11 protein-coding genes are annotated in these 11,264 nt (G+C 74.9%); 4 read left to right on the forward strand and 7 right to left on the reverse strand.

Annotation, left to right across the window (positions count from 1 at the left end):
• The first annotated feature begins 278 nt into the window (after positions 1–278).
• Together F2B26_RS01015 and F2B26_RS01020 are read left to right on the forward strand one after the other, a co-directional pair.
• Positions 279–1,112, forward strand: coding sequence for an RDD family protein (locus tag F2B26_RS01015; RefSeq protein ID WP_159805478.1), 834 nt, complete (start codon positions 279–281; stop codon positions 1,110–1,112).
• A gap of 44 nt (positions 1,113–1,156) precedes the next feature.
• Positions 1,157–1,354: a hypothetical protein gene (locus F2B26_RS01020; protein ID WP_159805480.1), complete on the forward strand. Its 198-nt coding sequence runs from the start codon at positions 1,157–1,159 to the stop codon at positions 1,352–1,354.
• Between the two features lie 7 nt (positions 1,355–1,361).
• Here the strand turns inward: F2B26_RS01020 and F2B26_RS01025 are convergent, their stop codons facing one another.
• Positions 1,362–1,853, reverse strand: a complete 492-nt coding sequence (locus tag F2B26_RS01025) for a MarR family winged helix-turn-helix transcriptional regulator (RefSeq protein ID WP_159805482.1) — start codon at positions 1,851–1,853, stop codon at positions 1,362–1,364.
• A 39-nt stretch (positions 1,854–1,892) separates the two neighbouring features.
• Here F2B26_RS01025 and F2B26_RS01030 point away from each other — a divergent pair, with 39 nt between their 5' ends.
• Positions 1,893–2,843 carry an EamA family transporter gene (locus F2B26_RS01030; RefSeq protein WP_159805484.1) on the forward strand — a complete coding sequence of 317 codons (951 nt, stop codon included), beginning with the start codon at positions 1,893–1,895 and terminating at the stop codon, positions 2,841–2,843.
• Here the strand turns inward: F2B26_RS01030 and F2B26_RS01035 are convergent.
• From F2B26_RS01035 to F2B26_RS01060, 6 genes are all read right to left on the reverse strand, one after another.
• Entirely contained in the window at positions 2,732–3,742 is a 1,011-nt protein-coding gene (locus tag F2B26_RS01035; RefSeq protein WP_159805486.1) for a glycerophosphodiester phosphodiesterase family protein, read from the reverse strand. The genes F2B26_RS01030 and F2B26_RS01035 overlap by 112 nt on opposite strands.
• A complete protein-coding gene (locus F2B26_RS01040; protein ID WP_159805488.1) occupies positions 3,739–4,860 on the reverse strand; it encodes a glycosyltransferase in 1,122 nt (373 codons plus the stop codon). Before F2B26_RS01040 ends, F2B26_RS01035 begins: the two co-directional genes overlap by 4 nt.
• A gap of 7 nt (positions 4,861–4,867) precedes the next feature.
• Positions 4,868–5,992: a glycosyltransferase family 4 protein gene (locus F2B26_RS01045; RefSeq protein ID WP_159805490.1), complete on the reverse strand. Its 1,125-nt coding sequence runs from the start codon at positions 5,990–5,992 to the stop codon at positions 4,868–4,870.
• Between the two features lie 169 nt (positions 5,993–6,161).
• Entirely contained in the window at positions 6,162–7,571 is a 1,410-nt protein-coding gene (locus F2B26_RS01050; RefSeq protein ID WP_159805492.1) for an aldehyde dehydrogenase family protein, read from the reverse strand.
• Positions 7,568–8,983 (reverse strand): NAD(P)/FAD-dependent oxidoreductase, encoded by a 1,416-nt coding sequence (locus F2B26_RS01055; RefSeq protein WP_159805494.1) that lies wholly within the window; start codon positions 8,981–8,983, stop codon positions 7,568–7,570. Before F2B26_RS01055 ends, F2B26_RS01050 begins: the two co-directional genes overlap by 4 nt.
• The gene (locus tag F2B26_RS01060) at positions 8,980–10,266 is read right to left on the reverse strand and encodes a glycosyltransferase (protein ID WP_159805496.1); all 1,287 of its coding nucleotides are present in this window, start codon (positions 10,264–10,266) and stop codon (positions 8,980–8,982) included. The genes F2B26_RS01055 and F2B26_RS01060 overlap by 4 nt, the downstream gene beginning before the upstream one ends.
• Before the next feature lie 92 nt (positions 10,267–10,358).
• Between F2B26_RS01060 and F2B26_RS01065 the strand changes: the two genes are divergently transcribed.
• On the forward strand, positions 10,359–10,991 hold the full coding sequence (locus F2B26_RS01065; RefSeq protein ID WP_201292548.1) for a TetR/AcrR family transcriptional regulator: 633 nt from the start codon (positions 10,359–10,361) through the stop codon (positions 10,989–10,991).
• Positions 10,992–11,264 lie beyond the last annotated feature (273 nt).

Here is an 11,264-nt window from a genome sequence, read left to right on the forward strand (position 1 = left end):
GAGCCGGCGCAGTGCAGGGCCACGCTCGGCGATCGGATGAACGCCGGTGGCGAGTCGCTAGACCAGGACCACGACGCGGAACTGGATGCCAAGCAGCCGCGGGTGCAGGTCGCGGGCTCACCGGAAGGGGGGCGCCTTGCCGACCCGTCGCCAAGGCGAGTGCTGTAGTTCCCCTCGCTCCAGATCAGGGATCTGTCGGTCGAGACTCGACCACGCCCGGCCACTCCCGCCGCCACCAACCCCTCGCACCAGGCACTCCCATCCGCCACCATGAACCCGTGACGCTTCCGGGGGGCACGTCCGTCGACACCGCTGCGCTGGCTGCGCCGCCTGACGAGCGTGTGCCCGTCTATGCGAGCTGGTCCAGGCGGGTGGTGGCTTCGGTGCTCGACGCCGCGCTCGGTTCGGGGCTGACGTTCCTCGTGCTGCCGGGGCTCGGCGGGGGCTTCCCGTTCCTCGGTCCGCAGATCATCACCGTCAGCCACGCCCCGGCGGGCGCGCCGTGGATCCACAACCCGTGGATCATCGCGATGCTCGTGGTGGCGGTCGCCATGCAGGCGTACGTCGGGGCGACCCCGGGCAAGCTCGTCGTCGGGATCGCCGTGGTGCGCGAGGCCGATGCGCGCCCCCTCGGCCTGGTCAGGACGCTGCTTCGGTGGCTGGTCCATCTGCTCGACGCGATCCTGCTCATCGGGTATCTGCGACCGCTCTGGCACCCGAAGCGCAAGACCTTCGCCGACAGCATCGTCGGGAGCGTCGTGCTGGTCACCCGGCGGCCGCTGCCGCACCGGTGGTTCACGCCCCGCGCCGACGCGGCCGCCCACGCCGGGCCGCCGCTCGTCTGGGAGGCCGCGCAGGCACCCGGCTGGCAGCCGTGGGCGACCAGGGTCTGCGCCGTCGCCTGCGGGTTGGGCGTGCTGCTCAGCGTGGGGTACTCCAGCAACGTCGACGGCGCGGCCGCCGAGGCGCGGTGCACGATGACCGCCCCCGACACCGGGAGCACCAGCCTGGCCGGCGCGACGCTGCACCAGACGACGACCATCGTGACGACCACGCGGCTTGGCATCACACGGCCGACCGCACCGCCCGTGCGGTCCGTCTCGGTCACCTAGGCCCTGCACGGCACGCTCCCCCCGACGAGTCGGCGAACCTACACGTGACGGTGACAGGTGCCGACGGAGTCAGCCGCTCCGAGAGCTTCCCGCTCGTCACGGACCCCTCCGGCAGCGACCCGACGACGACGCTGTCCCCCGACGCCCTCAAGCTCATCGGCCCGGAGTGGACCTGGACGGCCTGGGTCGAGGCCGACGGGGTCGAGTCCCCCGTCTGCACCGGCGCCGGGCCGGCGGCCTGACCCGCCCTCACACCTCCGGCTCGAACCGCGCCAGCCACGTGCGCAGCGCGGGCTCCAACGCCCTCGCGGAGTCCTCACCGAGCTCGTCGAGCAGGCGGCGCTCGTTCGCCACGTGGGCCGTCACGGCGCGGTCGATGAGGTCGCGGCCGGCCGGGGTGAGGCGCACGACGCGGGCGCGGCCGTCGCCCGGGGCGCGGTGACGTTCGACGAGGCCGTCGGCCTGCAGGCGGTCGAGGCGCTTGGTCATGCCGCCGGTGGTGACCATCGTCGCGTCGGCCAGCTCGCTGGGGGCCCAGCCGTCGGGTGAGCGGCGCAAGGCGGCGAGCACGTCGAACTCGGCCTCGGTGAGCCCGAACTGGGCATAGACGGCCACCAGCTCGGCAGTGAGGTGGGCCGCCACCAGGTGCAGCCGGCCGATCACGCCCATCGGGGAGAAGTCCTGGTCAGGGCGTTCGCGGGCCCACTGCTCCTGGATGCGGGCGACCTTGTCCGTCGTCATGCCCCGACTATATCTTCCAAGGAAGGTATAGTCGCTTCCATGGAAGGTATCTTGCGGTGGCGGCTGCTCACGCTCATCCCCGCCGTGGTCTGGGGCTCGACCTACTACGTCACGCGGCACACGCTGCCCGCCGACTCCCCGCTGTGGGGCGCCGTGCTGCGCGCCCTGCCCGCCGGGCTGCTGCTCCTGCTCATCGCCCGCCGGCTGCCGCGCGGGGCCTGGTGGTGGCGTTCGGCCGTGCTCGGCATGCTCAACACCGGCGCCTTCTTCGCCCTCGTCTACCTGGCCGCCCAGCTGCTGCCCACCGGCATCGCGTCGGTCGTCATGGCCGCCTCACCGCTGGTGATGATGGGGCTGTCCGCCGTGCTGCTCGGCCGGCGGCTGCGCGTCGCCGGGGTCGGCGGGGCGCTGCTCGGGCTGGCCGGCGTCGTGCTCATGCTGTGGTCCGGGCCCGATGCGGTGGACCCGCGCGGGATCGCCGCCGCCGTCGGCGCGATGACCATGTCCTCGGTCGGCTACGTGCTCATGGCCCGGTGGACCGCCAAGGACGGGACCATCGCGGTGCTGCCCGCCACCGCCTGGCAGCTCGTCGCCGGCGGACTGTTCGTGCTGCCGGTCGCCGCCCTCGTCGAAGGTGCGCCGCCCGTGCTCGACCGCACCTCGCTGCTCGGGTTCGGGTACCTCACCGTCATCGCGACCGCCGTCGCCTACCTGCTGTGGTTCGCCGGGCTGGCCCGCCTCGGGCCCTCCGACCTCGCGCTCATCGGGCTGGCCAACCCGCTCACCGGCGTGCTGCTCGGCGCCGGGCTCGCCGGGGAACGACTCTCGGGCCGTCAGCTGCTCGGCGCCGGGCTGCTGCTCGCCGGCGTCGTGCTCGGTCAGGAACGCGCGGCGCGCAACGCGCCCGCCGGGCCGTCGAGCGTCACCGCACCGGAGCCCGTCGTCCCGACCCCGCTGCCCGCCACCTGCGGGTCGAGCCCCGCACGCTGAGGCAGCGTCGGCCGGCCCACCGCCCGCTCACCCGCCTGCGGGTCGGACCCCGCGCGCTGAGGCAGCGCCGACCGGCCCACCACCCGCTCACCCGCCTGCGGGTCGAGCCCCACGCGCTGCGCCCCGGCTCGCGGACCCGTCGGCGCCCACGCACCCCGGGCCACCATCACCTCGCGCAGCACATCGGCGCGGTCGCTGATGAGGCCGTCGACGCCCGCATCGAGCAGCCGGTGCATCGCCGACGGGTCGTCCAGACCCCAGACCACCGTGCGCAGCCCGGCGTCGCGCGCCCGGGCGACGACCCGTCGGGCACCACCGCCACGCACGAGCGGGTAGGGCACGTGCACGTACGACGGGCCGTGACCCGGCGGCCGGAACCGCCCCCAGCCGAGCAACCGGCCGATCGACTCCCAGCCCAGCGCCGTCGCCAGCCCCTCGCCCAGCCCGTCGCGGGCCGCCGCCAGCCACCGGTCACGCGTCCCGGCCAGGCACACCCGCCGGGTCGCCCCGGTGGACCGCAGCACGTCGAGCAGCGCCGGCAGGGTCAACGGGTCCTTGATGTCGATGGCCCAGCGCACCCCAGGCCAGGCGGTGAGCAACGCATCCAGCCGGGCCACCCGGGTGCCGTCGCGAAACCGCAGCCGCTGCACCTCGTCCCAGGTGAGGGCGCTGATCGCGCCACCGGCACCGGCCAGGCGGCCCACCGTCCGGTCGTGGAACGCGACCACCACACCGTCACGTGTGGTGCGCGCATCGGTCTCCAGGTAGCGGTGGCCGAGGGCCAGCGACCGACGCGCCGCACGCACCGTGTTCTCCGTCGCCAGCCCGGCCCCCGCCCGGTGCGGGATCACCAGGGGCGCGTCCGGGGCGCCGTAGCAACCGCTCACGTCGAGGCTCATGCCCCGGCCCGCACCGTCGTCGGCACACCGTGCAGCGCGAGCATCCGGTCCACCGTCGCCGCCCAGCCCAGCTGCTCGGCGACCGCCCGCGCCGCCGCACGTGCACCGCTTGCGGCCCCGGCTCCACTCACCAGCGCCCGCACCGCCTCAGCGAACCCCGCCGCATCCACCGCACCAGGCGGCCCACCGGCCTGCGCCGTCAACGCCTCGACCGCCGACCCGCGCGCCGCGACCACCGGGGTGCCGCAGGCCATCGCCTCGAGCGCCGCGAGCCCGAACGTCTCCAACGGCCCGGGCGCGAGCACCACATCGGCGTCGGCGAGCAGATCCGCGACGGCGGTCCGGTCGGGCACGAACCCGGTGAACGTCACCGGCAGCCCCCGCGCCCGACGGGCCAACGACGCAGCCTCCGGCCCGTCGCCGAGCACCACGAGCCGGGCCGGCACGCCCTCGGCGCGCAGCAGCCGGAGGGTCTCGACCGCCACGGCCGGCTCCTTCTCCGGGGACAACCGGCTGCACAGCACCAGCACCACATCGTCCGGGTCGAGCGGCCGGGTGCGCCGGGCCGGGGTGAACAGCTCCAGGTCGACGCCGAGCGGCACCCGCACGGTCGGCACCGCGATCCGGTCGAACTCCAGCGCCGCGACCGGCGAGGTGACCACCACCGCGTCGAACGCCGCCGCCCAGCGCCGGTTGTGCCGGTCGGTGAGCGCCCGGGCCACCGGCCCGGGCACCGCGGCCAGCGACTCGACGAGCCCGTCGAGCCGCTCGTGCGCCAGCATCACCGCCTGCACCCCGCGCGTGCGCGCCCAGCCGCCGACCGCGCGCAGCGTGAACCGGTCGGAGACCTCCACCCGGTCCGGCGCCAGATCGTCCAGCGCCCGCAGCACCGCCCGCCGGTCGACGAGCAGCCGGTACCCGTCCGTCCCCGGTACCCGCGGGCCGGCGATCCGCAACCGCGTCCCCCACGGCTCGTCGTCGACCCCGGCACGCTCCGCCGGGACGGCGAGCGTGAACCGGTGCCCGCGCTCGCGGTACCCGGCGCCCAGGGCGTGCACCACCGTGCGCACCCCGCCCGAGGCCGGCGCGTACGCGTTGGTCAGGTGGACGATGTGCACGGCTGCCTCACCGCACCACGACGCCCGCGCGACGGTGCGCGACAGCGTCCTCGTAGTGCCCGAGCAGCTGCTCCCCGACCACCTGCCACGTGCGCCCCCGCACCTGCTGGCGCGCGGCCTGGCCCATCGCCTGACGTTTTGCCTCGTCACCGGCCAGGTCGGCGACCGCTGCCCGCAGCGCCGCGAGGTCACCCGGCGGGTAGAGCCACCCGGTGCGGCTGGGGTCCACCAGCTCGGCCACCCCGCCGGCACCGACCGCCACCACCGGCACCCCGGCCGCGAGCGCCTCCTGCGCCGACTGGCAGAACGTCTCGTACGGTCCGGTCTGCACCGCCACGTCGAGGCTCGCGACCAGCCGGTGCAGCTCCGGGCCGGTGAGCTGGCCCAGGAACACGGCCTGCGGCAGCGCGCGGCGCAGGTCCTCCCCCTCGGGACCGTCACCGACGACGACCACCCGCACCCCCGGCAACCCGTCGAGCGCCGCCAGGTCCTCCACCTGCTTCTCCGCCGCGAGCCGCCCGACGAACCCGACGAGCACCTCGCCCCCGGGCGCGAGCCGCGCGCGCAGCCGGGCGTCACGGTGCGCCGGGGAGAACGCCTCGGTGTCCACCCCCCGCGCCCACAGCCGCACCCGCGGCACGCCGTGCTCCTCCAACGAGGCCATGGCCACCCGGGACGGGGCGAGCGTGAGGTCCACCTGGTCGTGGATCGTGCGGACCATCCGCCACGCACCCTCCACCGCGGCACCCAGGTGGTACCGGCCGGCGAACCCGGCGATGTCGGTCTGGTAGACGGCGACCGTCGGCAGGTCGAGCCGGCCGGTGGCGCGCACCGCCGACCACCCGGTGGCGAACGGTGAGGCGAGGTGCACCACGTCGGGCGCGAACGCCGCGAGCTCACGGGCGATGGCCCGGGCCGACGGCACCCCCACCCGGAACTGGCTGTACCCCGGCATCGGCACCGAGCGCAGCGGCACCACGCGCGCCCCGGACGCGCTCGCCGGGGGTGTGCCCGGGGCCAGCACGATGGCCTCGTGACCCGTGCGCCGCAGGTGCTCCAGCACCCGCAGCACGGAGTTCGTCACCCCGTTGACCTGCGGCAAGAAGGACTCGGCGATGATCGCGACCCGCACATGCGCAGCACAGCACCCCTGTCCGACCGGCCGCTGACGCGCGGGGGGCGAGTCGATGACGACCAGCCGAACGCCGGGCGGAGCGGGCCCCGGCCACCCGGCGCTGCCCCGCCCGGCAGCGGCGGCCGACGCGGCCCGTCGACGCAGGTCCGCGGCCCGCGCCGACCGCTCAGGCCGGCCGGAACCCCGTCGTCTCCGGCGGCGGCGCGTGCCGGATCATGAGGTGCCGGGTGACCGAGTAGTCGAGCAGCGGCTCATGGCTCATGTCCTTGCCGAAACCCGACCCCTTGACCCCGCCGTGCGGCGCCTCCGAGGCGATCGGCAGGTGGTCGTTCACCCAGGTCACGCCCACGTCGAGCCGGTGCGAGACGCGCAGCGCCTGGGCCACGTCGCTGGTCCACACCGAGGACGCCAGGCCGTACCGGCTGTCGTTGGCGTGCGCCACCGCGTCGTCCTCGTCGTCCACCGGCAGCACGGCGAGCACCGGGCCGAACACCTCGCCCTGCACCAGCTCGGAGTCCTGGGCCGCGCCGACCACGAGGGTCGGCGAGTAGTAGGCCCCCGGCCCCTCCGGTGCGGACCCACCGGTGAGCACCTGCGCACCGGCGGCCCGGGCCCGGTCGACGAACCCGGCCACCCGCTCCCGGTGCGCGAACGAGGCCAACGGCCCGATCGCCGTCGCCGGGTCGCGCGGCGGCCCGGGCACGACGGCCTCGACCTGGGCGCGCAGCGCGTCCACCGCCTCGTCGAAGCGTTCGCGCACCACGTAGACCCGGGTCGCCGCCGTGCAGTCCTGGCCGGTGTTGTACAGCCCGCCCATCGCCACGGCGTGCGCCATCGCGGCCACGTCGGCCTGCCCCAGCACGAGCACCGGCGCCTTGCCGCCGAGCTCCAGGTGCACCCGCTTGACCCCCGGCACCGCACCGGCCATGACGGCCTGCCCGGTGCTCGTCGAGCCGGTCACGGAGATCATGTCGACGTCGCGGTCGGCGACCAGCTGCTGGCCGACGGCGCCGTCCCCGGTGACCACCTGGAACAGCCCCTCGGGCAGCCCCGCCTCCAGCGCGAGCTCGGCCAGCGCGATCGTGCTGCGCGGGGTGCTCGGTGCGGGTTTGACGAGCACGGCGTTGCCGGCCGCGAGCGCCGGCCCGGCCTTCCACACCGCCATGATGAGCGGGAAGTTCCAGGGCGTGACCGCCGCGACCACCCCGACCGGGCGGCGCAGCAGCACCGAGGTGTACCCGGCCGAGAGCACCCCGGCCCCCGTGCCCTCCAACGAGCGGGCCGCCCCGGCGAAGAACCGCAGGTTGTCCACCGCGAACGGCAGCTCACCGTCGCGCATCGTGGTCCACGGCTTGCCCGAGTCGGCGACCTCGAGCTCGCTGAGCCGGTCGGCGTCGCGTTCGACGAGGTCGGCCAGGCGCAGCAGCACGAGGGCCCGCTCCCCCGCGGTCCGCTCGCCCCAGGCGCGCTGGGCCGCCCGGGCCGCCGCGGTCGCGGCGCTCACCTGCTCGGGCGTGGAGTCCGGCACGTGGTCGACGACGAGCCCGGTCGCCGGGTCGACGATCTCGCGGCTCATGACGCGAACCCCACGCCGAACCGGTCGAGCAGCCGCAGCCAGGCGTTGCGCCGGCCCTCGTGCGCATCGGCCGCGAGCAGGCTGGAGCGGGTGACCTGCACCACCGGGTCACGCACCGGTTCGGGTGGGAACGGCACCGGTCTGCGGGTGACCATCCGGTACGACGTGCGCTCCGTCGGCCGGCCGGCGAGCAGGTCGAGCGCGACGTCGGCGGAGAACCGCGAGGCGCCCACCCCCAGCCCGGTGTGCCCGACGGCGTAGGCGACCCGGCCGCCGACGGCCGTGCCGTACATCGCGGTGAACCGGCTCGTCGAGTCGATCGGACCGGCCCAGCGGTGCGTGAACACGGTGCCCTCCAGCTGCGGGAACGTGGTGAAGAAGTGCTCGGCGAGCGTGACGAAGGACGGCCAGCGCTGCTCCTGGCGCGGGTCGGTGGAGCCGCCGCGGTGGTAGATCGCGTCCCACCCGCCCCACAGGATGCGGTTGTCCGCGGTGAGCCGGTAGTAGTGGAACTGGTTGCCGGCGTCCGTGAGCCCCTGACGCGCCGACCAGCCGATCGAGGCGAGCTGGGCGTCGGACAGCGGTTCGGTGACCAGCACGTGGTCGTAGACGGGCAGCACGTAGTGGTCGAGCCGGCGCAGCGGTGAGCGGTAGGCCGCGGTGGCCACCACCACCTGCCGGGCGTGCACCGTGCCCGACGTCGTGCTCACCCGCACCCCGGTGCCGTCCCGTTCGACGCCCTCGACGGTGGTCGACTCGTAGATGCGCACCCCGCGGCGCTCCGCGGCGGCCGCCAGGCCCCAGCACAGCCGCACCGGGTCGACGAGCCCACCACCCGACCGGGTGCGCAGCCCGGCCAGGTAGGTGGGCGAGGCGACGTCGGCGCGCACCTGCTCCTCGTCCTGCCACTGCACGTCCTCGCCGTACCGCAGCGCCCGCTCGTACCCGGCGCGCAGGGCCTCGACCTGCCAGTCGGCGACCGCGACGGTGGTCTTGCCGCACAGGTCCAGCCCGGCGTCGATCCCCTCCGCGGCCACGGTGGCCACGATCTGCGCGAGGTTCGCCTCCCCGGCGGCGTGCAGCTGTGCCACCTCCCCGGGCCACATGGACTCACCGTGCGCGAGCCCGTGCGTGAGCGAGGAGGAGATGAACCCGCCGTTACGCCCCGAGGCACCGAACCCGACACGTTCGGCGTCGAGCAGCACCACATCGGCGTGCTCGCCGCGCTCGACCGCCCGGTACGCGGCCCACAGCCCGGTGAGCCCGCCGCCGACGACGACGAGGTCGGCCGTCGTGCGCCCGAGCAGCGGGGGCCGGGCCGGCGGTGCGTCGGGCCGGTCGGACCAGAACACCCGCGGTGCGGCGTCCTGCAGCGCGTGCGCGACGGTGGGGGCCGGGCTGGTCACGGTCATCGTGCTGCTCCTTCGATGAGGTCGGCCGCCCGGCGCAGACCGTCGCGGGCCCGCACATCGGCGCCCACCTGCGCGACGCGGGTGCGCAGCGCCTCGTCGGTGAGCACCGTGCGCAGCGCGCCGACCAGGTCCTCGTCGGCGAACCCGTAGGTGTCCAGCCGGATGCCGAACCCGAGCTCGTCCATCCGCTGGGCGTTGTCGTACTGGTCCCAGAACAGCGGCAGCAGCACCATCGGCCGGCCGAAGTGCAGCGACTCGGTGGTGGTGTTGTTGCCGCCGTGCGTGATGACCGCGTCGACCAGCGGCAGGATCGCGGTCTGCGGCACGAACGGGGCACCCCACTGGTTGTCGGCCAGCTCGATCTCCTCGTGCAGCGGGCCCTTGGACACGACGTAGCGGTACGGCGTGGTGGCCAGCACGGCGAGCACCCGGCGCATGAGCTCGACGTCGGCGCTGCCGAGCGAGCCGAGCGAGAAGTAGACGAGCGGCACGTCGCCGCCCACCCAGCCGTCGGGCAGCTGCGGGGTCTGCTCGGTGCGGCGCACGCACGAGTCGAGCCGGTGCCAGGTGGCGTCCAGCGGCCGGACGTCGGTGTAGTCGGCCTCCTGCGGGTAGACGTAGAGGTTGAGGTCGCCGGGGGCGATGAACTCCAGGTCGGGCAGCGGCGGGGCGCCCTGCGCCTGGCTCCAGGTGTCGAAGTCGGACCAGATCTGCCGGTGCACGCGCTCGCACTCGGCCAGGTAGGCGGGCCAGTCGCTCGTATCGGCGGCGGGCAGCCCGGAGAACACCGGCGGCACACCCGGCCCCTTCACCTCGAGCGGCTGGCAGGACACGATCCGCACGAACGGCACCCCCGCGGTGAGCAGCGCCGGGAACTGCAGCACGTTGTCCTCGACGATGACGTCGGGGGCGACGCGCGCGACGAGCTCGCGCAGCGCCGGTTCGCAGTACCGCACGCCGTCGATCGCCCCGGACCAGATGGGGGCGATCACCGTCTCGAGCTGCTCGCGCGTGCTGCGCCGGAACTGCGGGGCGGTGTCGCGCACGAAGTCCCGCCAGTACTGCCCGGCGTCCTGCTCCCCGGCGTCCTCCGGCGGCGGCGGGGCGAAGTCGACGAGCTCCTCCTCGAAGCCGTAGGGGGTGAGCCGTCCGGCCCAGGACGACTCGGCGGCGAACACCACCCGGTGCCCGCGGCGCACCAGCTCGTCGGCGATGCCGATGCAGTTGTTCGTCGGGCCGTAGGCGCTCTCCGGCATGAAGAGGAAGGTGCGCGGCTGGTTCATCGAGGTGCTCCCGTCACGGTGCGCGAGGTCGGGCCTGTGGTTGGATCGCTGCTCAGGAGCCCCGGGGGCCGGGGCGAGGAAAGGGCAGGTCGGTGGCGCGCAGCAGGCAGCGGCAGGCCCGCCAGGACCAGCTGCGGGCGGCGGCGCAGCGCGCGATCGCCCAGCACGGGATCGACGGCGTGCAGCTCACGCACGTCGCCGAGGAGGCCGGCGTCTCGCCGGGCACCGTGCTCTACCACTACCCCGAGGTCTCCGACCTTCTGCTGCAGGCCTGCGTGGCCAGCATGGAGCGCTTCTACTCCGAGCGCCAGCACCGGCTGGAGGCGCTCGACGGCCCGGTCGACCGGCTCGTCGACCTCGTCGTGTCGGGCCTGCCGGTGGACTCCGAGGACGTCGATGTGCGGCTGCTGTGCGAGATCGGTGGCACGGCGGGCCGGCACCCGGTGCACGCCTCGCTGCTCACCTCGCTGTTCGACCGGCAGGTCGGCATGTACGAGGTGGTGCTGGAGCAGGGCGCGGCCCAGGGCGTGTTCCACCTGGGCCAGCCGGCCCGCACGGTGGCCCGCACGATCGTCGCGCTGGAGGACGCCTACGGCTACCGCATCGTGGCCGGGCACCCGACCATCGACGCACCGGCCGCAGTGGACCTCGTGCTCGGCTACGCGCGGCTGGCGACCGGTCATGCGTTGCCCAGCACGACGGCGGCGCGCAGCGACGGGGCCTGAGTCAGGCCGGCAGGGCAGGTGCAGCGCATGCAGACTCCGTCACGTCCTGGGATGGGGCCGGTCAGGTGGAGCGAGATGCAACTCTGGACTGCGTGTGTGACGAGGAATTTTCCAACTTGTTTGAATCTTGCTTCAATGACGAGATGTCGACAAGACCCCCCGTGCGGCTGAGCGCCCCCGGCGCCCGGCTCACCGTCGCACCCGACGGGCGGGTCGAGGTCGACGAGGACACCCCCGGCGCGCTCGCCCGCGCGCTCGCCGCCGCCGTCGCCG

This window comes from Cellulomonas citrea, from assembly GCF_009829685.1.
GTDB lineage: Bacteria > Actinomycetota > Actinomycetes > Actinomycetales > Cellulomonadaceae > Cellulomonas > Cellulomonas citrea.